At 64.9% G+C, this 22,995-nt stretch carries 18 protein-coding genes and 1 pseudogene; 10 read left to right on the top strand and 9 right to left on the bottom strand.

Features of this window, described 5'->3' with window-relative positions:
* The first annotated feature begins 75 nt into the window (after positions 1-75).
* The 5 genes and pseudogenes from EN857_RS11145 to EN857_RS11125 all read left to right on the top strand — a co-directional run bounded on the left by EN857_RS11145 (position 76) and on the right by EN857_RS11125 (position 7,491).
* Positions 76-2,158: pseudogene (locus EN857_RS11145) on the top strand (ABC transporter substrate-binding protein).
* A gap of 119 nt (positions 2,159-2,277) precedes the next feature.
* Positions 2,278-3,285 carry an ABC transporter permease gene (locus tag EN857_RS11140; protein ID WP_128346196.1) on the top strand — a complete coding sequence of 336 codons (1,008 nt, stop codon included), beginning with the start codon at positions 2,278-2,280 and terminating at the stop codon, positions 3,283-3,285.
* Positions 3,286-4,422, top strand: a complete 1,137-nt coding sequence (locus EN857_RS11135) for an ABC transporter permease (RefSeq protein ID WP_127392698.1) — start codon at positions 3,286-3,288, stop codon at positions 4,420-4,422. It abuts the gene before it with no gap.
* Between the two features lie 10 nt (positions 4,423-4,432).
* Positions 4,433-6,100 (top strand): ABC transporter ATP-binding protein, encoded by a 1,668-nt coding sequence (locus EN857_RS11130; protein ID WP_127392699.1) that lies wholly within the window; start codon positions 4,433-4,435, stop codon positions 6,098-6,100.
* Positions 6,101-6,120: 20 nt separating this feature from the next.
* A complete protein-coding gene (locus EN857_RS11125) occupies positions 6,121-7,491 on the top strand; it encodes an alpha-glucosidase/alpha-galactosidase (RefSeq protein WP_127392700.1) in 1,371 nt (456 codons plus the stop codon).
* A 24-nt stretch (positions 7,492-7,515) separates the two neighbouring features.
* Here EN857_RS11125 and purD read toward each other — a convergent pair whose 3' ends face one another.
* On the bottom strand, positions 7,516-8,796 hold the full coding sequence (purD, locus tag EN857_RS11120) for a phosphoribosylamine--glycine ligase (protein WP_127392701.1): 1,281 nt from the start codon (positions 8,794-8,796) through the stop codon (positions 7,516-7,518).
* Between the two features lie 153 nt (positions 8,797-8,949).
* Positions 8,950-9,744 carry a phytanoyl-CoA dioxygenase family protein gene (locus tag EN857_RS11115; protein WP_189521639.1) on the bottom strand — a complete coding sequence of 265 codons (795 nt, stop codon included), beginning with the start codon at positions 9,742-9,744 and terminating at the stop codon, positions 8,950-8,952.
* A 90-nt stretch (positions 9,745-9,834) separates the two neighbouring features.
* On the opposite strand from EN857_RS11115, the gene EN857_RS11110 reads away from it, so the two are divergent.
* Both EN857_RS11110 and ubiA read left to right on the top strand, forming a co-directional pair.
* Positions 9,835-10,746, top strand: a complete 912-nt coding sequence (locus EN857_RS11110) for a LysR family transcriptional regulator (protein ID WP_127392703.1) — start codon at positions 9,835-9,837, stop codon at positions 10,744-10,746.
* A 51-nt stretch (positions 10,747-10,797) separates the two neighbouring features.
* Positions 10,798-11,781 carry a 4-hydroxybenzoate octaprenyltransferase gene (gene ubiA, locus EN857_RS11105; protein WP_135858547.1) on the top strand — a complete coding sequence of 328 codons (984 nt, stop codon included), beginning with the start codon at positions 10,798-10,800 and terminating at the stop codon, positions 11,779-11,781.
* A gap of 239 nt (positions 11,782-12,020) precedes the next feature.
* On the opposite strand, the gene EN857_RS11095 is transcribed toward ubiA, so the two are convergent.
* From EN857_RS11095 to EN857_RS11085, 3 genes are all read right to left on the bottom strand, one after another.
* A complete protein-coding gene (locus tag EN857_RS11095) occupies positions 12,021-12,587 on the bottom strand; it encodes a DUF6101 family protein (protein ID WP_127287094.1) in 567 nt (188 codons plus the stop codon).
* A gap of 185 nt (positions 12,588-12,772) precedes the next feature.
* Positions 12,773-14,218 carry an FAD-binding oxidoreductase gene (locus EN857_RS11090; protein WP_128346194.1) on the bottom strand — a complete coding sequence of 482 codons (1,446 nt, stop codon included), beginning with the start codon at positions 14,216-14,218 and terminating at the stop codon, positions 12,773-12,775.
* Between the two features lie 20 nt (positions 14,219-14,238).
* Complete coding sequence (locus EN857_RS11085; protein WP_187331214.1) at positions 14,239-15,204, bottom strand: L-threonylcarbamoyladenylate synthase; 966 nt, start codon at positions 15,202-15,204, stop codon at positions 14,239-14,241.
* A gap of 164 nt (positions 15,205-15,368) precedes the next feature.
* On the opposite strand from EN857_RS11085, the gene EN857_RS11080 reads away from it, so the two are divergent.
* Both EN857_RS11080 and EN857_RS11075 read left to right on the top strand, forming a co-directional pair.
* Positions 15,369-15,860 carry a hypothetical protein gene (locus tag EN857_RS11080; RefSeq protein WP_245509075.1) on the top strand — a complete coding sequence of 164 codons (492 nt, stop codon included), beginning with the start codon at positions 15,369-15,371 and terminating at the stop codon, positions 15,858-15,860.
* Between the two features lie 135 nt (positions 15,861-15,995).
* Positions 15,996-16,385, top strand: coding sequence for a hypothetical protein (locus EN857_RS11075; RefSeq protein ID WP_127222589.1), 390 nt, complete (start codon positions 15,996-15,998; stop codon positions 16,383-16,385).
* A 67-nt stretch (positions 16,386-16,452) separates the two neighbouring features.
* Here the strand turns inward: EN857_RS11075 and EN857_RS11070 are convergent, their stop codons facing one another.
* Together EN857_RS11070 and glyS are read right to left on the bottom strand one after the other, a co-directional pair.
* Positions 16,453-16,737, bottom strand: coding sequence for an ATPase (locus EN857_RS11070; protein ID WP_127393470.1), 285 nt, complete (start codon positions 16,735-16,737; stop codon positions 16,453-16,455).
* 224 nt (positions 16,738-16,961) lie between these two features.
* Entirely contained in the window at positions 16,962-19,115 is a 2,154-nt protein-coding gene (gene glyS / locus EN857_RS11065; protein WP_127393471.1) for a glycine--tRNA ligase subunit beta, read from the bottom strand.
* Between the two features lie 220 nt (positions 19,116-19,335).
* Between glyS and EN857_RS11060 the strand changes: the two genes are divergently transcribed.
* On the top strand, positions 19,336-19,515 hold the full coding sequence (locus EN857_RS11060) for a hypothetical protein (RefSeq protein ID WP_128275566.1): 180 nt from the start codon (positions 19,336-19,338) through the stop codon (positions 19,513-19,515).
* Between the two features lie 48 nt (positions 19,516-19,563).
* Here EN857_RS11060 and EN857_RS11055 read toward each other — a convergent pair whose 3' ends face one another.
* Together EN857_RS11055 and EN857_RS11045 are read right to left on the bottom strand one after the other, a co-directional pair.
* The gene (locus EN857_RS11055) at positions 19,564-20,508 is read right to left on the bottom strand and encodes a glycine--tRNA ligase subunit alpha (RefSeq protein WP_127393575.1); all 945 of its coding nucleotides are present in this window, start codon (positions 20,506-20,508) and stop codon (positions 19,564-19,566) included.
* Between the two features lie 448 nt (positions 20,509-20,956).
* Complete coding sequence (locus EN857_RS11045; RefSeq protein WP_127393576.1) at positions 20,957-22,729, bottom strand: tetratricopeptide repeat protein; 1,773 nt, start codon at positions 22,727-22,729, stop codon at positions 20,957-20,959.
* Positions 22,730-22,995 lie beyond the last annotated feature (266 nt).

The raw sequence follows: 22,995 nt of genomic DNA, 5'->3' as shown, positions 1-22,995 counted from the left end.
CCGCACGGCGGTCCGCCAATTCAGCCGCACTGCATAGAAGGCGGGCAGCAGACGTCCAACACCTGGGAGGAGACTATGAGGAACTTACACAGACTTGGCATAGCGGCGGGACTGGCGCTGAGCGTTTCAATCCCCGCGCTCAATGCTTTCGCTTCCGAACCGACGATCCCACCGGAGCCGGCAACGTTCCCGGCCGAGGGCAAGATCAAGTATGTGGCGCGCGACTCCATCCTGGAGTTCAAGGCGCTGCCGGAATATCACGAGCCTGACTGGGTCACCGAGAAATTCGTCAAGACTGGCAAGCTGCCGCCGCTGAAAGACAGGCTGCCGAAGGAGCCACTGGTCTTCAAGACGGGCAACATGCCTGATGGCATCGGCGTCTACGGCGACACCATGCGCCATGTCATCGGCGGCAGGCCGGAGGGCTGGAACTACGGCGCCGGCCAGACGCAAGGCTGGGGCGGCATCGATATCGGCCTTTCAGAATGCCTGACGCGTACCGCGCCGCTGTTCCAGGTCGAGGCCAAGGACACCGAGCCGCTGCCCAACCTCGCCAAGGGCTGGGAGTGGTCGAAGGACGGCCACAAGCTGACCATGCACCTGGTCGAAGGCGCCAAATGGTCGGACGGCGCGCCCTTCAACGCCGACGACGTCATGTTCTACTGGGACGACGAAGTCGTCGATCCGAACGTTTCGCCGCTCAATGGCGCCACCGGAAACCTTCGGCGTCGGCACGACGCTGAAGAAAATCGACGATTACACCGTCGAATGGACCTTCAAGGAAGCCTTCCCGAGACAGTATCTCTACGCCATGGCCTACGGCACGTTCTGCCCCGGCCCGTCGCACATTCTGAAGCCGCAGCATCCGAAATATTCGAAGAACACCTACGACCAGTTCAAGAACGCCTTTCCGCCGGAATACATGAACATGCCGGTGATGGGCGCCTGGGTGCCGGTCGAGTACCGGCCTGACGACATCATCGTCATGCGCCGCAACCCTTACTATTGGAAGGTCGACGAGAAGGGCAACCAGCTGCCTTACCTCAACGAACTGCAATACAAGCTCTCGACCTGGGCCGACCGCGACGTCCAGGCGGTGGCGGGCTCGGGCGACTTCTCGAACCTGGAACAGCCGGAAAACTTCGTCGCCTCGCTGAAACGCGCGGCGGAAAAGGACGCGCCCGCCAGGCTTGCCTTCGGACCCCGGCTCATCGGCTACAATCTGCGCATGAACTTTTCCGCCAATGGCTGGGGCAATCCCGACGAGCGCGGCCAGGCCATCCGCGAGCTGAACCGCAACGAGGACTTCCGCAAGGCCGTCACCATGGCGTTCGACCGCAAGGCGCTCGGCGACTCCCTGGTCAAGGGGCCGTTCACCGCCATCTACGCCGGCGGTTTCTCATCCGGCACCAGCTTCTACGACCGCAAGTCGACCGTCTATTATCCCTTCGACCTCGAGGGCGCCAAGGCCGAGCTCGCCAAGGCTGGCCTCAAGGACACCGACGGCGATGGCATCGTGAACTTCCCAGCCGGCACCGCCGGCGGCAAGGACGTCGAGATCGTGATGCTGGTCAACAATGACTACACCACGGACAAGAGCCTTGCCGAAGGCGTCGTCGCCCAGATGGAAAAGCTGGGGCTCAGGGTCGTGCTCAACGGCCTCAACGGTACCCAGCGCGACGCCTCGCAATATTCCGGCCGCTTCGACTGGCTGATCAGGCGCAACGACCAGGAACTGACCTCCGTCGTGCAGAACACCGAGCAGCTTGCGCCGGTTGGCCCCAAGACCAGTTGGAACCACCGTGCACCGGAAAGCGGCGAAGTCGATCTGATGCCGTTCGAGAAGGATCTCGTCGACATCGTCAACAAGTTCGTCTCGACGCAGGACAACGACCAGCGCGCCGGCCTGATGAGAGACTTCCAGAAGATCTCGACGGAGCACGTCTACAATGTCGGCCTGACGGAATATCCCGGCGCGCTGATCATCAACAAGCGCTTCTCCAACATTCCGCAAGGCACGCCGATCTTCATGTTCAACTGGGCCGAGGATTCGATCGTCCGCGAACGGGTGTTTGTCGCGGCCGACAAACAAGCCAAGTACGAATTGTTCCCCGACGAGCTTCCCGGCAAACCCGGAGACAAGGGGCCGATGAACTAAGGTTTACCCTCCCTGACGAAGAGAACTCCGGCCGCGCCGCTGGCGCGGCCGGACAAAGCAAACCCTCCGGACAGGCCCTGAGCGGGCGCAACCGGCGAGACAAGGAAACGGGCCGTTCGATGTTGCGATTCCTGCTCACGCGCATAGCGTCGGCGATCCCGGTCCTCGCCATCTTGAGCCTGGTCACCTTTGCCATCATCCAGGCGCCGTCGGGTGACTATGCCGACTACATCCGTTCGCAGCTGATCAACCAGGGCGGCGCGTCTTTCGCCCAGGCCGACGCGCAGGCCAAGGCCTATCGGATCGAGCACGGCCTGGATAAGCCGCTGCCCGTCCAGTATCTCAACTGGATCGGCGGCATCGTCACGCGCGGCGATTTCGGCTACAGCCTCTACTACAACAAGCCGGTTGCCGATGTGGTGGGCGAGCGCCTGCCGCGCACGCTGCTTCTGGCACTGGTCTGCCACCTGCTCGCTTCCGTCCTCGGCATCACGTTCGGCATATGGGCGGCGACCCGGCAGTATTCCTGGATCGACTCCACACTTTCGGCCATCTCCTTCCTCGGCATGACGGTGCCGCGCTTCCTGATGGCGCTGATCATCGTCTACCTGCTGGTCTTCCAGTTCAACGTGTCGGAGATCGGCAGCTTCTTCTCGCCGCAATATGGCGGCGCGCCATGGTCGTGGGCAAAATTCGTCGACCTCGTCAAGCATGTCTGGCCGGTGGTGGCGATCGCGACCTTCGGCGGGCTCGCCTACAACATGCGCGTCATGCGCGGCAATCTGCTCGACACGCTGAACGCCCAATATGTCGAGACGGCCAAGGCCAAGGGGCTGACCGGCGGCGCCGTGGTCCTGCGTCATGCCGTGCCCAACGCACTGCACCCGCTGGTCATGTACCAGGGCGTGGTGCTGCCCTACATGCTGACCGGCGAGATCGAGACGGCGATCATCTTCGCGCTGCCGACCGTCGGACCGGCGATCGTCGGCTCGATGGCGGTAGGCGATGTCTATGTTACCGCCACCTTCATGATGGTGCTGTCGGCGACGCTGATCGTCGGCAACATCATCGCCGACATGCTGCTCGTCCTGCTCGACCCGCGCATCCGCCAGTTCGGAGAGAACTAGATGCTGGCGCGCGACACATCACTGCCACCGCCGCCCGCCGAGGGAACCATCGAGAAGCCCGCGCGCGGCAATGAGAGCTACATCGCGCTGGTCTGGCGGCGGCTCAAGCGTTCGTGGACCGGGATGGCCGGGCTCTGGCTCGTCGTGCTGCTGCTCCTGATGGCCGTGTTCGCGGAATTCCTGGCGCCGATGGACCCGAAGGCAACCGATATCGCCTTCGCGCCGCCCCAACTGCCAAGCTTCCACGACAAGGACGGCAACTTCGTCGCGCGGCCGAGGGTGTATGCGCTGGCCGATTCGGCCGATCTCGATCCGATCACCTTCCAGCCTATCGTCGGCCCCGACTACGAACACCCAAGGCTGCTTGGGTTCCTCGTCGAGGGCTCGCCCTATAGGCTCTTCGGGCTCCTTCCGGCAGACCGGCATTTCTTCGGCTCGATGGATGGCCAGCCGGTGCATTTCCTCGGCACCGACAAGTTCGGTCGCGACGTGCTCTCGCGGGCCATCCACGGCTCGCGCGTCTCGCTGATGATCGCGCTGACGGTCGTCTTCATCATCACCATGATCGGCACCACGGTCGGCATGGTCTCCGGCTATTTCGGCGGCAGGTTCGACGTGTGGGTGCAACGTTTCGTCGAACTGGTGCTCGCTTTCCCGCAACTGCCGCTGTACCTGGCGCTGACGACGCTGATCCCGGTCACCGCGCCGACCAACGTTTTCCTCGCCTTTGTCATCATCGTCATGTCGGCGCTCGGCTGGGCGCAGATGTCGCGCGAGGTGCGCGGCAAGACCCTGGCGCTGGCGCGGGTCGACTATGTGCGCGCCGCCATGGCAGTCGGCGCCACAGACCGGCGCATCATCATGCAGCACATCCTCCCCAACGTGATGAGCCATGTGATCGTCGCCGTGACGCTGGCGATCCCGACAGTGGTGCTCTTGGAATCCTTCCTCGGCTTCCTGGGCTTCGCAGTGAAGCCGCCGCTGATCTCATGGGGCCTGATGCTGCAGGACACGGCGACCTATTCGGTCATCGGCACCTATCCATGGATCCTGTCGCCGGTCGGCTTCGTGCTGATCACCGTCTTTGCCTTCAACGCGCTGGGCGACGGCCTGCGCGATGCCGTAGACCCCTATTGAGGTGGCCGGGATGACCCTCGCACTCGCCGAGCCCTTCGCGCCAGCCTTCCGCCACGACCATGACGGACGCGCGGACCAGCCAATCATCGACGCCCGCAACATCGAGGTGGCCTTCAAGGTCGAACACGGCGTCGTCGAAGCCGTCAAGGACGTCTCGTTCCAGCTCTATCGCGGCGAAACGATCGCCATCGTCGGGGAATCCGGCTCCGGCAAGTCGGTGACGGCGCGCACCGTCATGGGGCTGCTGTCGCGGCGGGCCACGGTGTCGCCGAGGTCGAGCGTTTCTTACGATGGGCAGAACATCCTGAAACTCCCCGAGCACGCCCGGCGCAAGCTGCGCGGCAACCGCATCTCGATGATCTTCCAAGAGCCGATGAGCTCGCTCAACCCGATCTACACGGTCGGCAGCCAGATCGTCGAGGCAATCAGGGTGCATCGCAAGGTGGGCCGCAGGGAGGCCTGGGCGCGAGCGCTCGAATTGTTGCGGCATGTCCAGATTCCTGAGCCGGAGGCGCGGCTGAAGCAGTACCCGCACCAGCTCTCCGGCGGGCAGCGCCAGCGTGTGATGATCGCCATGGCTTTGGCCAACGATCCCGACGTGCTGATCGCAGACGAGCCGACGACGGCACTCGACGTCACGGTCCAGGCGCAAATCCTCAACCTGATCCGCAATCTGCAGAAAGAACTGCGGATGGCGGTGATCCTGATCACCCACGACCTCACGGTGGTGCGCAAGTTCTCCGACTACGTCTATGTGATGCAGCATGGCGAGATGCGCGAGCACAACGTCACCGAACGGCTCTTCGCCGATCCGCAGCACCCGTATACGCAGCGCCTGCTCGCCTCCGAGCCGCGCGGGCGACCGCAACCGCTGCCGGAGGGCTGCGGCACCATTCTCGAAGCGAACGGCGTACGCGTCTGCTTCATGCTGCGCCATGGCAGCTTCCTGAAACCGGACTGGCGCGAACTGGTCGCCGTCGACGACCTCGACCTCAAGCTTTGCCGCCACGAGACGCTGGGGCTGGTTGGCGAATCCGGCTCCGGCAAGACCACCTTCGGCCAGGCTCTGCTCAGATTGCTCGATCCGAAACGCGGCGAGATTCGTTTCGACGGCCGGCCGATCCATGGCCTGTCGCGCAACGAAATGCGGCCGCTGCGCTCACGCATGCAGATCGTCTTCCAGGATCCTTTTTCCTCGCTCAATCCTCGCATGACGATCGGGCAGATCATCGAGGAAGGGCTGGTCGTCAACAGCATCGGGGCGACACGGCCCGAGCGGGTCGAACGGGTGCGCGAGGCGCTGGTCAGCGCCGGCATGCCGGGCGACATCCTTTCGCGGTTCCCGCATGAATTCTCCGGCGGCCAGCGGCAGCGCATCGCGATCGCCCGGGCGATCGCGCTGGAGCCCGAATTCATCCTGCTCGACGAACCGACATCGGCGCTCGACCTCTCCGTCCAGGCGCAGATCATCGACCTGTTGCGGAAGCTGCAGGACGAGCGCGGCCTGAGCTACCTCTTCATCTCGCACGACCTCAAGGTGGTGCGCGCGCTGTGCCACCGCGTCATCGTCATGCAGCACGGCAAGGTCGTCGAGCAGGGACCTGTCGACGAGGTCCTCACCAATCCCAAGACCGCCTACACCGAACGGCTCGTCCGGGCCGCTTTCGAGGTGGCCTAGACAAAGTGCCGGAGGTTTCAGTGGCAAGACATCCCAAGATCACGTTCATAGGTGCCGGTTCGACAGTGTTCATGAAGAACATCGTCGGCGACGTGCTGCAGCGCCCGGCGCTGTCCGGCGCGACGATCGCGCTGATGGACATCAACCCGCAGCGGCTGGAAGAAAGCGCCGTCGTCGTCAACAAGCTGATCGCGACGCTCGGCGTCAAGGCGAAGGCCGAGACCTATTCCGACCAGCGCAAGGCGCTTGCCGGGGCCGATTTCGTCGTCGTCGCCTTCCAGATCGGCGGCTACGAACCCTGCACCGTCACCGACTTCGAGGTGCCAAGGAAATACGGCCTGCGCCAGACCATCGCCGACACGCTGGGCGTTGGCGGCATCATGCGGGGCCTGCGGACCGTGCCGCATCTGTGGCAGATCTGCGAGGACATGCTCGCGGTCTGCCCCGAGGCGATCATGCTGCAATACGTCAACCCGATGGCGATCAACACCTGGGCGATATCGGAGAAATATCCCGCCATCAGGCAGGTCGGCCTCTGCCACTCGGTGCAGGGCACGGCGATGGAGCTGGCGCACGACCTCGACCTTCCCTACGAGGAGATCCGCTATCGCTCGGCCGGCATCAACCACATGGCCTTCTATCTGAAGTTCGAGCATCGCCAGCCGGACGGTTCCTACCGCGACCTCTATCCCGATCTCGTGCGCGCCTATCGCGAAGGCCGCGCGCCGAAGCCCGGCTGGAACCCGCGCTGCCCGAACAAGGTGCGCTACGAGATGCTGACGCGGCTAGGCTACTTCGTCACCGAAAGCTCGGAGCATTTCGCCGAATACACGCCCTATTTCATCAAGGATGGCCGCCCCGACCTGATCGAGAAGTTCGGCATCCCGCTCGACGAGTATCCGAAGCGCTGCATCGAACAGATCGAGCGCTGGAAGGGGCAGGCCGAAGCCTACCGCTCGGCCGACCGGATCGAGGTCGAGCAGTCGAAGGAGTACGCCTCCTCGATCATGAACTCGGTCTGGACCGGCGAGCCCTCGGTGATCTACGGCAATGTCCGCAACAATGGCTGCATCACCTCGCTGCCCTTCGATTGCGCCGCCGAAGTGCCATGCCTGGTCGACGCCTCCGGCATCCAGCCGACCTATATCGGCGACCTGCCGCCGCAGCTGACTGCACTGATCCGCACCAACATCAACGTGCAGGAGCTGACGGTGCGGGCGCTGATGACGGAAAACCGCGAGCACATCTACCACGCGGCGATGATGGATCCGCACACCGCGGCCGAACTCGACCTCGACCAGATCTGGTCGCTTGTCGACGATCTGCTTGCCGCTCACGGCGACTGGCTGCCGGCCTGGGCGCGTGCGGATCGCAAGACACAGGCCGCCTGATCGCGCTGGCGGCAGGGATTAGGATCAGGCGCCGGCCTTTTCGCGCGCCACGGCCTGCCAGCCGATATCGCGGCGGCAAAAGCCCTGCGGCCAGTCGATGCGATCGAGCGCGGCATAAGCGCGTTGCTGCGCCTCGCCGACGGTGGCGCCGGTCGCCGTGACATTGAGCACGCGGCCGCCATTGGCGACCAGCGCGCCGCCGTTGATGGCGGTGCCGGCATGGAAGATCTCGGCGCCGTCGCTGGCGGCCTCCTCGAGACCGCGAATGACCGAACCCTTTTCCGGGGTGCCGGGATAGCCCCTCGCCGCCATCACCACGGTCAGCGCCGCCTCGTCGCGCCAGCGGATCGAGGTATGCGCGAGCTGGCCGTCGACGGCGGCGTTGAGCAGCACCAGGAGATCGTCCTTCAACCGCATCATCAGCACCTGGCATTCGGGATCGCCGAAGCGGGTGTTGTATTCGATCAGCTTCGGCCCCTTATCGGTGATCATCAATCCGGCGAAGAGGATGCCGGCGAACGGCGCGCCGAGTTCGGCCATGCCGCGCATGGTCGGCTCGATGATCTCGCGCATAGTGCGCTCGACCATTTCCGGCGTCATCACCGGCGCCGGCGAATAGGCGCCCATGCCGCCGGTGTTGGGGCCGACGTCGCCGTCGCCGACGCGCTTGTGGTCCTGCGCGGTGCCGAAGGGCAGTGCCGTCGTGCCATCGCACAGGCAGAAGAAGCTTGCCTCCTCGCCGGTCAGAAATTCCTCGACCACCACCTCGGCGCCTGCGGCGCCAAAGGCGCCGTCGAAACAGGCATCGAGCGCGGCGATCGCCTCGTCCAAGGTCATGGCGATGGTGACACCCTTGCCGGCGGCGAGCCCATCGGCCTTGATGACGATCGGCGCGCCGACCTTCTCGACATAGGCCTTCGCCGAGGCGAGGTCGGCGAAGCGGCCGTAGGCGGCGGTCGGAATATCGTATTTGGCGCAGAGGTCCTTGGTGAAGCCTTTCGAGCCTTCGAGCCGCGCCGCCCGCTTCGACGGGCCGAAGACGCGGATGCCCTCGCCGCGCAGATCGTCGGCGATGCCGGCGACCAGCGGGCCTTCAGGTCCGACGACGACGAGGTCGATCGCGTTGTCCTTGCAGAAGGCGGCAACGGCGGCGTGGTCGGCGATGTCGAGCTTGACCAGTTCGGCGTCGCGGCCAATGCCCGGATTGCCGGGCGCGGCATAGAGTCTGGTCAGAAGCGGCGAGGCCGCGATCTTCCAGGCCAGGGCATGTTCGCGGCCGCCGGAGCCAATCACCAAAACGCGCATGCCGATATCCCCAGTCATCCACGACAGGACCTCCCGCTATTGCCCCAGGGCCGGCGGGTCAAGGCTTTTGGCTTGCTCGATGCCGGTTGCGCACGGGAACGTCGCGCGGAGGATGCGACGCTTCACGCCCATGGGCGGCTCACCCCGGCGCGGTCAGCTCTGGAAAACCACCGGGAACCAGTCCTCGCGCAATTTCTGGCCGGGCTGCATGCCGTGGCCGGGATAGGGCGGCGAGGTGCGGCCCGGCCGCTCGACATAGTGAGCGTCGTCGCCGACCCAGCGCAGCGACAGCGCACGCCGCCGGGCCGAGGTCAGGTTGCCGCGCGCGCCATGCGCCGTCCGGAAGTCGAACAGGATGGCGTCGCCCGGCTCCATCTCCCATTCGAGCACTTTCATCGACGGGTCGTTGTCTGGATCGGGCACCGGCAGGTAGTCGCCGTCGTCCGCATAGAAATTGCTGTCGTTCAGCCAGCGCACCGGCAGCACCATCTTTTCCCATTTGTGCGAGCCGGCGATCAACCTGAGCGTCGCTTCCTTCACCGGATCGATCGGGATCCAGAAGCTCACCGTCTGGCTGCCTTCTACGAAATAATAGGGAATGTCCTGATGCCAGGGCGTCGGCTTCTGCGTGCCGGGCTCCTTGACCAGAACATGGTCGTGGAAGAACTGCGCGCTGCGCGACTGCATGACGGCGGCCGCCAGCTCGGCCGCCGGCGATTCCCTGACGATCCTGACGAATTCAGGGATGCGCTCCCAGTTGCAGTAGTCGTCGAAGAAGCTGCCCTTGCCATTGGCGATGTCGGAAGCGGCGGCGCTGCGGTTCTCTATGTTGCGCTCGATGCCATCCGCGATGACATCGACCCAAGCCTTGAAGGCGCCGCGGATGCAGACCGCGCCATCGCGCTGGTAGTCGGCAATTGTCGCGGCGTCGATTTTCGGGCTGGCCATCGTGCTCTCCTGCTGTTCGATGATCGACTATCGCAAGAGCGTCACATCACGTAAAATAATAACTTGTCATCTCGCTTATAGTTTTGACCTATGAAGTTTACGCTCGCCCAATTGCGCTATGTCGTTGCCGTGGCCCGCTATGGCAGCGTGACCATGGCGGCCCAGGCGCTGAATGTGTCGCAGCCTTCGATTTCGGTGGCGATCGACCATGTGGAGGACGCGTTCGGCCAAAAACTGTTCGTGCGCCAGCGGGGAAGCGGCGTCGCGCTGACTTCGTTCGGTCGCAAGGCCGTCGCCAAGGCCAGGCAAGTGCTGGCCGAGGCGGACGAGCTGGCCGCGCTCGGATCGCGCGAAGCCGAAGTCGGCGGCGAGCTGGTGCTCGGCTGTTTCGAGGATCTGGCAGCCTATTTCGCGCCGGCGCTGATGCGCGCCTTCGCCGAGCGCTGCCCGGCCGTCACAGTCGTCATACGAGACGAAACCTTCGAGACGCTGGGGCGGCGGCTTGCCGATTCGGCCGTCGATCTCGGTCTCACCTACGATCTCGGCCTGCCGGCGCATTTCGCCCGCATCCTCCTGCACGAACTGCGGCCGCATGCGCTGCTGCCGGCCGGCCATGCGCTGGCGGACCAGCGGACCGTCAGCCTGGCCGAGCTCGCGGCGCATCCGCTGATCATGACCGACCAGCCGCACAGCTGGCAGCACATGCTCGACCTCTTCCTCAGCCGTGGCCTGACGCCTGTTGCCCAATCGACGACGAGCTCGTTCGAGCTGCAGCGCAGCATGGTCGCCAATGGCTTCGGCGTCGCCGTCAGCTACACCAGGCCGCATGGCGATTTGAGCTATGACGGCCTGCCGCTGGTCTGCAAGCCGCTCGCCGATCCGCTGCCGATGCAGCGCATCATCCTCGCCCATGACACGCGCCAGCGCCTGTCGAAGGCGGCGCTGGCCTTCATCGAGGTGGCGAAAGCGTGGTTCGCCAGCCACGATGTTTTCACAGGCTGAGCGACAACGCGGCCGCTTGACGGCGCTCACCGCTGCTGCCACTCCAGCACGATGGAAACCATCCAGTCGAAAGCGGCCCAGGGCCGCGTCGCCGATGCGCCGAGCGGTCACTGGGTCTACCGCGCGCTGCCGCGCGGGCTCTGGCCCTATGCGCAGCTCGCGCGCTGGGATCGCCCGATCGGCTGGCAATTGCTGCTCTGGCCGTGCTGGTGGTCGGCCGCGCTCGCGGCAAGCGCCTATCCGCGCCCGACGGATCCCTTGCTGACCCTGCTGCCGTCAGCCTGGTACCTTTTGCTGTTCCTGGTTGGGGCGGTTGCCATGCGCGGCGCCGGCTGCACCTACAACGACCTGGCCGACGAGGACATCGACAACCAGGTGGAGCGCACGCGCTCGCGGCCGCTGCCGGCTGGCAAGGTGACTCGCCGGCAGGCCTGGGTGTTCCTGGTCATCCAGTCGCTGGTGGGGCTAGTCGTGCTGTTGCAGTTCAACAGCTTCGCCATTCCGCTCGGCATCGCCTCGCTCGTCATCGTCGCCGTCTACCCGTTCATGAAGCGCATCACCGACTGGCCGCAATTCGTGCTCGGCCTTGCCTTCTCCTGGGGCGCGCTGATGGGATGGGCGGTCGAGTTCGGCGATCTCGATGGCCCGGCCATCATGCTCTATATCGGCTCGATCCTGTGGGTGATCGGCTATGACACGATCTACGCGCATCAGGACAAGGAAGACGACGCCATCGTCGGCGTGCGCTCGACGGCGCGCTTGTTCGGCGACAACACCAAGACCTGGCTGGTCGGCCTCTATGGCGGCGCGCTTGTCTGCTTCGCCATCGCCTTCGCCTCGGCGCAGGCGCCGATGCCGGCGCTGGCCGGGCTGATCGCCGCCGGCGCGCATATGGCGCGGCAGATCGCGAGGCTGGACATCAACAATCCGGATCAGTGCCTCAAGTTGTTCAAGTCGACCAACCAGGTCGGCTGGCTGATATTCCTCGGCCTGATCGGTGGCTCGCTCTGGGTGGCGCTGAAGCCGCTGGTGTAGTTCTCCCTTCTCCCCGTTCAACGGGAGAAGGTGGCGGCAGCCGGATGAGGGGCAGCGCCAGCCTTGCAGGCAAGGAGAAGTGTACAGCGGTTATACGGCCTCTGATCGGCTTTTGATGTGGCCAAACCCTGAGGTCGGCGCCGCCCCTCATCGCCCTGCCGGGCACTTCTCCCCGTATAGTGACGGGGAGAAGAAGGCTGTCATCGGCGGTTTCGCCAATCGCCAGCGGGATGAGCAGACTACTCGTGCGAAATGATCTCCTCGCCGTCGACGACGAGTCTGAGGCCAAGATCGCCGGCCCGGCGGCGGGCAAGGAAGCGCGGACGGCGCATGGTCGAGACACGGCCCTTGCGGCGCTCCTGCGGCGGCAGCGCCTTGATGGCGGCGCCGAGCGATTCCTCCAGCGTGCGGGCAACGCCGTCGGCCTCGATCAGGAGCATCGGCAGGCGATAGGCGTCGGCCCAGGCGCGCCAGTCGGCGGCGACGTCGTCGAGGTCGTCCGCCACCAGCAGCGGCACCGACAGCATCGGATCATTGTGCAGGAGTTCGAGCGTCACCGTGACGTTGCCTTCGGGATCCTCCATGGCGCGGGCGGCGACGCCGCGAAACGCCTTGGCAGGCAGTGCGATGATCGCAGGCACGCCGCTCATCTCCAGCATGCGGCGAATGACTGCGCCACGCTGGTCGATGGTGAAGGTAACATCGCCATAGTCGTCGCGAGTCGCATAGCTCACCATCTGCGGCAGGCGGAATGGGTCGAGGCGCATGTTGCGCCCTGCCCAGACTGGCTTCAGTCCAGTGTTCATCGAGTGCCTTCCTGTCTCTCCTGAGGGCCGTTTACCGGTTCTCTCCGGGCCAGTTTTTTCCGGCCTCGCTTATGGCGAAACATTAGCGCTGGCTTCTTACCGCCGCGCTTAAGAAAGTCGGTTAAATTTTGCTGATCTGAGCCGATGGTTATCGGAATGCAACCATCCACAACATGTTGGAAGGATCAGATAACCTTACCGGGATTCATGATGCCGGCGGGGTCGATGGCCGCCTTCACCCGGCGCATCAGATCGATCGCCATCGGCGGCGCGGTGGCGATCAGTTCCTCCCGCTTCAGCTGGCCGATGCCGTGCTCGGCCGAGATCGAGCCGTGGAAGGAGCGCACGACATCGTGCACGGCCTTGTTCATGGGATGGTAGAGGTCGAGGAAGGCGGCGTCCTGCCAGTCCACCGGGCGGGAGATGTTGTAGTGGAGATTGCCGTCGCCCATATGGCCGAAGCAGACCACGCGCGCGCCCGGACACACGGTCTCCACCACGCCGGCCGCCTTGTCGATGAATTCGGGGATCGCGGCGATCGGCACCGAAATGTCGTGCTTGATCGAGGCGCCCTCGGGCTTCTGGCACTCGGGCAAAGTCTCGCGGAAGTTCCAGAAGGCATCGCCCTGGGCAAGGCTTGCGGCGACCACCGCGTCACCGACGATGCCCTGCTCGAGCCCGGCCGACAGTATCTCCTCGATCAGCGCCTTGCCGTCCTCCTCGGAACGGCCGGAAGAGACCTGCATCAGCACATACCAGGGCCAGTCGTCGGCCAGCGGTCGCGAGATGCCCTGTCCGTGCTTCAGCGTGAAGTCGTAGGGCCTTTTGCCGATCAGTTCGAAAGCGGTGAGCGAGGCGCCGGCCCGGTCCATCGCCAGTGTGAACAGCGAAAGCGCGTCTTTCGGGGACGACGGAAGGCCGGCAAAAGCGACCTCCCTGCCCTTCGGCTTCGGGAACAATTTCAGCACGGCGGCGGTGATGACGCCGAGCGTGCCTTCGGCACCGACGAACAGGTTCTTCAGATCGTAGCCGGTGTTGTCCTTCTTCAGCTTGCGCAGATCGTCGAACACCTCGCCGGTCGGCAACACGACTTCGACGCCGAGGCAAAGCTCGCGCGCATTGCCATAGGCGAGCACGCCGGTGCCGCCGGCATTGGAGGAGAGGTTGCCGCCGATCTGGCAGGAGCCCTGCGCGGCAAGCGACAGCGGAAACAGCCGGCCGGCGGCGTCGGCCGCTTCCTGCAAGGTCTGCAGGATGACGCCGGCCTCGACGGTGATGGTGTCGGAGAGCACGTCGATCTCGCGGATGCGGTTCAGCCGCGACAGTGAAAGCACGATGTCGTGGCCGGACTTGTCCGGCACCTGGGCGCCGACCAGTCCGGTGTTGCCGCTCTGCGGCACGACAGGCGTTTTGGTCTCGGTCGCCAGCCGCATGATGCGGCTCACCTCCTCGACGCTGCCCGGCCTCAGCACCAGCGACGTCCTGCCGTGCCACAGGCCGCGCCTTTCGGTGATGTAGGGCGCGATCTCCGCCTCGCCGCGCAGCGCGTATTGCTCGCCGACGATGGCCGCGAAACGGTCGATGATCGCGGCGTCGAGTTCGAAGGGCTGGTCGTCGGTCTGATCGTTCATGGGGCCAGAACCTATGGCGCTCAGCCGGTCTTGTCACGCGGCGCTGCGGCGCGCGACAGCCGGTCGTTGATCGCCTCGCCCAGTCCGTCGAAGGGGATCGGCTCGACGGCGATGGTCGTAGCGCCGCTGCGGTCGAGGTCCTGCATGTATGCGAAGAGGTTCGCCGCCGCCTCGCGCAGGTCGCCGGTCTCGGAGAGGTTGCGCAGCGCGGCGGCATCCTGCCAGCCTTCGGCGCGACTGCCGCCGAAGGCGAGCAGCGCCTCGCCGCTGGCGATCTGTCGGGCATTGAGGCGCATCGCGGCACCTGGCGCGTAATGCGAGGCGAGCATGCCGGGCGCCTCGATGCCGGCGGCCGCGCCGCGCAGCAGCGGCTTGCCGGCGACGGCCTCGATCTCGGCCGCGGCGATACCGCCGGGCCGCAGCAGCCGCACGCTCCCCCCCTCGACCTTGACGATGGTCGATTCCAGGCCGACCGGCGTCGCGCCGCCATCGACCACCAGCCTGATCCTATCGCCGAGATCGGCCGCCACGGCCTCGGCGGTGGTGGCGCTGATCCTGCCGGACGAATTGGCGCTTGGCGCGGCCAGCGGATGACCGAGCCTGGCGATCAACTCGCCGCCGAAGCCCTTCGGCATGCGCAGCGCAATGGTGTCGAGCCCGGCCGTGACCAGCGGGTGAATGTCGTTGCCGGGGCGCTGCGGCAGCACCAGTGTCAACGGCCCCGGCCAGAAGGCCCCGGCCAGCTTCCTCGACAGCGGATCGAAATGCGCAATGCGCTCGGCCATGGCGAGATCAGCGACATGGGCGATGAGCGGGTTGAAGCGCGGCCGGCCCTTGGCCTCGAAGATCCGGGCAACACCGATGCCATTGGTGGCGTCGCCGGCCAGCCCATAGACGGTCTCGGTCGGAATGGCGACGACGTCGCCGCCTTCGAGCAGCGCCAGCGCCCGCTCCATCGCCTTGCCGGCGGCAAGTATCTCAGCCACTTGTCGTCACCTCTATAAGATGCGGGGCTGCGTAATACGGCGACGCCTGGGGGGCAAGTGCGGGCGTTGGCGAATTATCAATCCCTAAAATGCTATGTTTCCGCGCAAGCAGGCATCAATCCCGCGGGAATATGGTGCCCGTCTGTTGGGCCAGGGGAATTATCATGGTGTCGATGCGTATCCTTGCAGCGCTTGGCGTCGGCCTGTCGGCGATCACCGGCAGCGCGCAGGCCTCGTCCATTGTCGTGCTCGGCGCGTCGACCGCGACGCCGTCCATCATCAGGCTCGGCGCGGCGGACCCGATGAAGATCGGCTCGACGCCGTCGGTGGTGGCGCTTGGCGAGCCGGCACCCGACGTCACCGACGAGAAAGTGGCGGCGATCCCCGAGAAGCCCACGCATCATGGCTCCATGCAGAGCCCGATGATCATCCGCGGCGGCGTCGTCGGCGGCGCCTTTGCAACGCCCGCCGCCGCGCCGGCCAAGGCCACCGCCGCCACTGCGCCGGCGACCGAGACGAAGCCCGCCGAAGACGGCAAGCCGGCCGGCGAGGCGACCGCGTCAAACGGCGAGCCGAAATCGCAGCCGGAGGCGCAGCAGCCGCAACCGGCAGCGGCGCAGCCGGCACCGATATCCCCTATCGGAAAAGCCATGTAAGCTTTCGGCGGAGTCGGATCCGTCATCCGGCACACATGTGCGGATGGCATTATTCGTCCCTGATTCCATCGCCGCTGCCCGAACCGCTCGGGCGGCTTCGCTAGACGAGGATTTGGGTTTCAAAGGGGGTTCATCATGAACGAGACGAGACGATTTGCCGTCGCCGCATTGCTGCTGGCGACAGTGCTGGGCACGAGCACGGCGCGGGCCGACTACATGCTCGGCTCCTATGTCGCGCGCATTTCCGAGCGGGATCACCAAGCCAGCGACGGCTATCCGCTGGACAGCGCCGCGCAGATGGTGAGGCAGGACCGCGCCAACTGGCACAAGTTCCATCGGCGCGACCGCGACGACGAGGGCGACGCCTGGTTCCGCAGCAACGAGGACCGCGCCGATCTTGAGCGGATGCTGAAGCGTGGCGGCGCTATGAGCGGCGCGACGCGGCGCGCCATCATCAATGGCGAGCCGCTGATCCAGGTCGATGTCTATTCGAACAGCGTTTACGTCAGCATCCTCGAGGACTGACGGCAAAAAGGGCGGCGCGCGGGCGCCGCCCTTTTCTTAACCTGTTGGGCCAGCCGGTCGCGGATGCTCAGGCGGCTTCTTCCTTGTCCTCGTCGGACTCGTCTTCGTCGTCCTCGCCTTCGGCCTTCACGCCGTCTTCTTCTTCGCCGTCCTCGTCCTCATCGTCACCCGAGAGGGTGGCTTCCTCGTCGGTATCTTCGGCGTCTTCGTCGTCGCCATCCTCGTCGTCAGACAGATCGGCGGCTTCGATCGCGGCGGCGGCGGCATGGTCGAGGATGGTGTCGGAGGCGGAGTCGCTCGCCTCGGCGGCCGTGGTTTCTTCAGTCACTTCGATGTCGTGATCGGAATGCATGGCAAGCCTCCATCGTTGGGGGGAACGTCTTTTGTTTGATGCATGTCGTTGTCCCAGAACCGCTGCACACTTCTGGGCGACACGCATTGGTTCTCCCATGCGGAGGTCATCGTCATATGACTGTAAGCCGGCGCCAGCGTACTAATTTTGACGCCTGAAGGCAGGGGCGCGCTGCCCGCGCCCTGATAGGCGCAGGCAACTTCAGGACCGCCTTTTCTCAGCCGTCAGCCGGCGATCTTGGAGAAATCCGCGACCTGGTCGGTGGCGGCGCGGATGCGGGCAAGCAGCGCCAGCCGATTGGCGCGCACGGCCTGGTCCTCATCATTGACGAGAACCCGTTCAAAAAATGAATCAACCGGTTCACGCAAAACGCTAAGCGCCAGCATGGCGGCGGAAAAATCTTCGTTTTGAATCGCTTGGCCGGCTTCCTTCTCGGCCTGATTCACCGCGGCAAACAGCGATTTCTCGGCATCCTCGCGAAACAGCGCCGGCTCAACAGTCTCGGCGACCAGCGTTTTCTTCTTCTCCTCGGCGGCAAGGATGTTGGCCGCGCGCTTGGTGCCGGCGAGCAAATTCCTGCCGTCGTCGCCGTCGAGTAAGGAGCCGAGCGCCTCGACGCGACGCACGATCTGCAAGAGGTCGTCCGACTGCGGCGTGATGACGGCATCGATCAGATCATGCCTGGCGCCCTGATCGCGGAGATAGACTTTCAGCCGGTCGTGGAAGAAGGCGAGGAGGTCGGACTGCTGGTTCGCACCGCCTGCAAAGTTTGCAAAGGCCTTGGCGAAGATCGATGTCAGTGCCAACCGAACGCGGTTCTCGATCAGGATCCTGACCACGCCGAGCGCAGCACGCCGCAGCGCAAATGGATCCTTGCTGCCGGTTGGTTTCTCATCGATGGCCCAGAAGCCGGTCAGCGTGTCGAGCTTGTCGGCGAGCGCCACCGCCACCGAGACCGGATCGGTCGGCACGCGGTCGGACGGGCCCTGCGGCTTGTAGTGTTCCTCGGCAGCCGCTGCGACGGACGGATGCTCGCCCTCCAGCAGCGCATATTTGCGGCCCATGGCGCCCTGCAATTCAGGGAACTCGCCGACCACTTCGGTCTGCAAATCGGCCTTGGCGAGCAGGGCTGCGCGGCGCGCCAGCGCCGGATCGGCGCCGACGACCGGCGCCAGTTCCTCGGCCAGCCGCTTGATCCGCTCGACACGAGCTCCCTGCGTGCCGAGCTTGGCGTGGAAGGTCACGTTGAGATGGTCGAGACGTGCCATGCGCTGGTCGAGCGGCTTCTTCAGATCGAGCCCGAACTTTTCCGCCGACGCCTTGAGCTCGCCGAAATCTGGCAGATCGCCCTGGTCGGTCTTCCAGAAATAGAGCGCGTCGGAGAGGCGGGCGCGCACCACCTTGCCGTTACCATGCGCGATCTCCTTGCCGCCATCCTTGGCCTCGATGTTGGCGACGAGGATGAAGCGGTTGGAGAGGTCCTCGCCCGCCCCTTGCGGCCGGGTCACGAAACACTTCTGGTTGGCGCGGATGGTCAGCCGGATGACCTCGGGCGGAATGGCGAGGAAATCCTGCTCGAATTCGCCCATCAGCACGACAGGCCATTCGACGAGGCCGGAAACTTCCTCCAGCAGCCCTTCGTCCTCGACCAGGTCGAGACCGTTGGCGAAGGCGAGGTTGCGGGCGTCGGCCAGGATGATCTCCTTGCGCCGCTCGGCATCGAGCACGACCTTGGCGGCCTCCAGCTTCGACACGTAGTCGTCGAAGCGACGCACGGTGAATTCGCCCGGGGCGTGGAAGCGATGGCCATAGGTGACGTTGCCGGAGCGGATGCCGTCGATATCGAAATCGACCACCACGGGCTCCTCGGTCTCGGGGCCGAAGGTGCAGACGATCGATTGCAGCGGCCGCACCCAGCGAAGCGAGCCCGGCCTGGCCGAGGCCGGCCCCCAGCGCATCGATTTCGGCCAGGGGAAGCTGCGGATGATGCCCGGCACCAGTTCGGCGATGATGTCCTCCGCCGCCCTGCCCGGCTTGGAGATATGGGCGACATAGAAGTCGCCCTTCTTCGGGTCGGAATGGACATGCGCCTCGGCGATCGAGGCGAGGCCCGCCTTGCGCAGGAAGCCTTGCACCGCCTGTTCCGGCGCCGAGGTGGCGGGGCCCTTGATTTCCTCGCGAATGTCCTTGGAGCGCGCCGTCAGGCCGCGAATGTCGAGCGCCAGGCGCCGCGGCGTCCAGTACTCGCGCGCCGCCTCATAGGTCAGACCGGCCTCGACCAGGCCGTCGGTCAGCATCTTCCTGAGATCGCCCGCGGCCTTGCGCTGCATGCGCGCGGGGATTTCCTCGGAGCGAAGTTCGAGAAGCAGGTCGGGCATAGGGATCAACTCATGCGGGCGAACGGTCCGGGCGGGCATAGCAACTCGGCTCGCCGCTGTCACCCCTGCCCGCCGACCGCCAGGGCGGCCGATTTCAGGAAATTATCAGGTCTTTGTCGGGACCAGGCGGGCGCGCCCGTCCTAAGAACAGAAATCCAATGAACCGAACGCGGCGCTGAAGCGACCAACGCTCAGGCAGAGACCTATTGGCTGAACGACCATGAAAACGGTATCGAGAACCCTGCAGATCCTGGCACTGAGCGCCTGCTTCGCCGCCCAGATGCATGGCACGTTCACAATGCCGGGCGTGCGGCAGGCGCTGCGGACGATCGATGGCGCAAGCAGCCAGAGTTCGTTGCCGATCGCTTCGCTCACAATCGGTGAAAGCACCTTGAACTAAGGTGTCTTGAGATTCAGGTCAGGCAGGCATCACCTGAATATCGACACCTTAGGCCGCCAGCCCACCCGCCTCGGTCTGCAGGAAGGCCTCGCCGCAGGCCTTGGCAAGGTTGCGCACCTTGAGGATGTAGCTCTGCCGCTCGGTGACCGAAATCACGCCGCGCGCGTCGAGCAGGTTGAAGACGTGACTGGCCTTGATGCACTGGTCATAGGCAGGCAGGACCATGCGGTGCCGCGCCGGCGCGTCATTCGATCCGGGCGCGCCGGCCGCGAGCAGCGCCTTGCACTCGGCCTCGGCGTCCTCGAAATGCTTTAGAAGCATCGCGGTGTTGGCGAATTCGAAATTATGGCGCGAATATTCCTGCTCGGCCTGCAGGAAGACGTCGCCATAGGTGACCTTGTCGGCGCCGTCGCGGCCGTTTAAGTTCAAGTCGTAGACATTGTCGACGCCCTGCACATACATGGCGAGCCGTTCCAGTCCGTAGGTGAGCTCGCCCGCCACCGGCGCGCATTCGATGCCGCAGACCTGCTGGAAATAGGTGAACTGCGACACTTCCATTCCATCGCACCAGCACTCCCAGCCGAGCCCCCAGGCGCCCAGCGTCGGGCTCTCCCAGTCGTCCTCGACGAAGCGGATGTCGTGCAGCAGCGGATCGACGCCGATGGCTTCCAGCGAGCCGAGATAGAGCTCCTGCAGGTTGGGCGGGTTCGGCTTCAGGATCACCTGGTACTGGTAATAGTGCTGCAGCCGGTTGGGGTTCTCGCCATAGCGCCCGTCCTTCGGCCGGCGCGACGGCTGCACATAGGCGGCGTTCCAGCGCTTCGGACCCAGCGCGCGCAAGGTGGTCGCCGGATGGAAGGTGCCGGCGCCGACCTCCATGTCGTAGGGCTGCAGGATGACGCAGCCATAGTTCGCCCAGTAATTGTGCAAGGTCAGGATCAGCCCCTGGAAGGAGCGGCTGGGATGCATGTGGGCGGGAATGTCGACGGTCACGGCGGCCTCGATGGAGCGGCTGGATGGGGACCACGCTCTAGAGGCACGGCCGGCAAGCGTCAAGGCAAGCGAACTTTGGGTGGTTCGTCTATCGCAGGCTGTTCCCCCGCGCCTCATGCGAGACGCTTTGATCATATCTCGTCCGTCCGCGCCGCCCCTCATTGCCCTACCGGGCATTTCTCCCCGTATAGTGACGGGGAGAAAGACGCCACCGCGGCCGGGTTTCGCCAACCGCCAACGTTGCAGAATGAGTGCCGACGTCGCGGCCACCCCCTTCTCCCCGTCACTATACGGGGAGAAGGCGCCGGCAGGCGGATGAGGGGCGGCGCCGACGTTTCCAATGTCGCCCAAGCGCCCGGCGATTGGGATAGCTTGCGTGAGACGAGAAGCTAAGCTCAAAAGAAGCGGGGCTCCGAAGAGCCCCGCTCAAAGCATGCTTCGGTGCCGCTCAGCCCTTCGGCGCGGGCGTGGTCGGCTTGACCTTCGGGGTTTCCTGCGCCGTGTTGGATTCGATCGGCGGAAGACCCTTGATCAGCTTCTGCTGCAAGGTCGCAAGCACGTCGGGATCCGGCTTCAGGTCGCGGGCCTGGTTCCACTGATAGGTGGCTTCCAGCTTGCGGCCGACGCGCCAGTAGGCGTCGCCGAGATGGTCGTTCAGCACCGGGTCTTCCGGCTTCAGCGACACCGCGCGCTCCATTTCGCGGACCGCATCCTCGAAACGGCCCATGCGGAAATAGGCCCAGCCCAGCGAATCGACGATGTAGCCGTCGCTTGGCCTGAGGTCGACGGCCTTCTGGATCATCGCCAGGCCTTCCTTGAGGTTCAAGTTCATGTCGACCCAGGAATAGCCGAGATAGTTCAGAACCTGCGGCTGGTCGGGGAACAGCTCCAGCGCCTTGCGGAAGTTCGGTTCGGCCTTCGGCCATTCCTTCAGCCGCTCATAGGCGATGCCCCGCTGGTAGAAGATGTTCCAGTTGGCATTGGTCGGCGTCTTCAGCACCTCGACGGCCTTGTCGTAGAGATTGGCGGCCGAGCGGAAGTCCTCCTTGGAGGAGTAGACGCCACCCAGCGCCAGATAGGCGCGCATATCGTCCGGATGCTTGTCGACGAAGGCCTTGAGATGGGCGATCGCCTCGTCGTGGCGGTCGAGATCGGCGAGGTTGAGGCCGAGCTGCAGGTCGGAAAGCTCCTTCAGCGGCGAGGAATCGGGAATGCGCCGATAGAGCGCGATTGCCCCCTCGCCGTCCTTCAGCTGCTCGGCGACGGCGGCGAGCTGCACCAGGGCGGCATCGCTGTCGGGCTTCAGCGCCAGCGCATATTGCAGATAGAGGCGCACGAACGGCTCGCCGCCGCCGCGATTGAGCGCGGTGGCGAGATCGAGCAGGATCTCGGAGGCGCCGTCGGACGGGCCGGTGATGAAGGGCTCGATCTTGTCGCCCTTGTTGATCTTGTCGCGCAGTGTGGTGATTTCCAGCTTGCCGGGCGCGAACGCCTCGGCCTGGTCGAGCACCGAAAGCGCCTTGGCCTTGTCGCCCTTGCGGGCGAGGAAGGAGGCGTAGGCCTGCGCGTTGCGCATCCATGTCTCCGGCGCGGCACCGCCGGCGGCGGTGTCCTGCAGCGTCGCCGCGTAGAGCTGATCGGCCTTTTCGGACATGCCGGCGGCATCGGCGATCAGCGCGCGGTGGAAGGACTTGAACAGGCCGAACCAGTCGGGGCCCTGCAATTTGTCGATGGCGGCCATGGCATCGGCGGGCTCGCCGGCGCCTTCCTTGGCCCAGCCGCTCATGACGCCGGACAGCAGCCGGTCGAGATCGGATTCGAGCGACAGTTTCAGCCAGTACTCGGCCTTGGAGAAATCCTTCTTGTGGAAGGAATCGACGGCCAGCGCCAGGCGTGAGAAGCGCTCGACATCGGGTACTTCCCTGAGCTTGTCGGCATAAACGAGCGACTCCTCGAAGCGGCCCTGCGCGATCAGCGACAGCATCAGACTCTGCTGCAGCGCCGTGTCGCCGGGCGCAAAGGCGAGCGCCTGCTTGTAGTAGGCGATGGCGCTGTCGAGATCGTTATCGCCTTCGGCAATGCGCGCGGCAAGATAGGCGCCGGAGAAGGAGGTGATCTTGACCGGCTCGCTGGTTTGCTTGGCGTAGGCCGGCAGAGCCGAGATCGCCATGCCCGTCACAATTGCCAGCCCCGCGAGCCAGCGCGCACGTCCTTGCCGCATCGTATCCCTTTCAGCCAGACGCAATCCCCAAGTCGATGGGACCGCCACAGACTCGGTCTTTTCCCGACAAAGCATGGCCTTTTTGGGGTCAGGCTTCAATCCGGGCCGAATTCACAATCGGGTCACCCGATTAACGAACAATGGCCGCAGACGATAATAGCAGATCGCGCGGCCAACTACACCCTGACATCATGATCTATGCCCTGACGCCACGATACTCGCGGGGACCTCGCTGCACAGCCCGGCCCATTCGCGGGCTCTGGCAG

It is taken from the genome of Mesorhizobium sp. M4B.F.Ca.ET.214.01.1.1 (assembly GCF_004791545.1).
In the GTDB taxonomy this organism is placed as follows: Bacteria; Pseudomonadota; Alphaproteobacteria; order Rhizobiales; family Rhizobiaceae; genus Mesorhizobium; species Mesorhizobium abyssinicae.
Note: the sequence above shows the minus strand (reverse complement) of the source record. Positions and strands in the feature narration are given on the sequence as shown.

Excerpts from the sequence above, each read along its gene's own strand:
- EN857_RS11115 (WP_189521639.1), bottom strand. The coding sequence starts at position 9,744 with ATGGCCAGCCCGAAAATCGACGCCGCGACAATTGCCGACTACCAGCGC.
- EN857_RS11140 (WP_128346196.1), top strand. The coding sequence starts at position 2,278 with ATGTTGCGATTCCTGCTCACGCGCATAGCGTCGGCGATCCCGGTCCTC.
- EN857_RS11080 (WP_245509075.1), top strand. The coding sequence starts at position 15,369 with ATGGTGTCGATGCGTATCCTTGCAGCGCTTGGCGTCGGCCTGTCGGCG.
- EN857_RS11045 (WP_127393576.1), bottom strand. The coding sequence starts at position 22,729 with ATGCGGCAAGGACGTGCGCGCTGGCTCGCGGGGCTGGCAATTGTGACG.
- EN857_RS11090 (WP_128346194.1), bottom strand. The coding sequence starts at position 14,218 with ATGAACGATCAGACCGACGACCAGCCCTTCGAACTCGACGCCGCGATC.
- EN857_RS11075 (WP_127222589.1), top strand. The coding sequence starts at position 15,996 with ATGAACGAGACGAGACGATTTGCCGTCGCCGCATTGCTGCTGGCGACA.
- purD (WP_127392701.1), bottom strand. The coding sequence starts at position 8,796 with ATGCGCGTTTTGGTGATTGGCTCCGGCGGCCGCGAACATGCCCTGGCC.
- glyS (WP_127393471.1), bottom strand. The coding sequence starts at position 19,115 with ATGCCCGACCTGCTTCTCGAACTTCGCTCCGAGGAAATCCCCGCGCGC.
- EN857_RS11095 (WP_127287094.1), bottom strand. The coding sequence starts at position 12,587 with ATGAACACTGGACTGAAGCCAGTCTGGGCAGGGCGCAACATGCGCCTC.
- EN857_RS11060 (WP_128275566.1), top strand. The coding sequence starts at position 19,336 with ATGAAAACGGTATCGAGAACCCTGCAGATCCTGGCACTGAGCGCCTGC.
- EN857_RS11070 (WP_127393470.1), bottom strand. The coding sequence starts at position 16,737 with ATGCATTCCGATCACGACATCGAAGTGACTGAAGAAACCACGGCCGCC.
- EN857_RS11130 (WP_127392699.1), top strand. The coding sequence starts at position 4,433 with ATGACCCTCGCACTCGCCGAGCCCTTCGCGCCAGCCTTCCGCCACGAC.
- EN857_RS11135 (WP_127392698.1), top strand. The coding sequence starts at position 3,286 with ATGCTGGCGCGCGACACATCACTGCCACCGCCGCCCGCCGAGGGAACC.
- EN857_RS11110 (WP_127392703.1), top strand. The coding sequence starts at position 9,835 with ATGAAGTTTACGCTCGCCCAATTGCGCTATGTCGTTGCCGTGGCCCGC.
- ubiA (WP_135858547.1), top strand. The coding sequence starts at position 10,798 with ATGGAAACCATCCAGTCGAAAGCGGCCCAGGGCCGCGTCGCCGATGCG.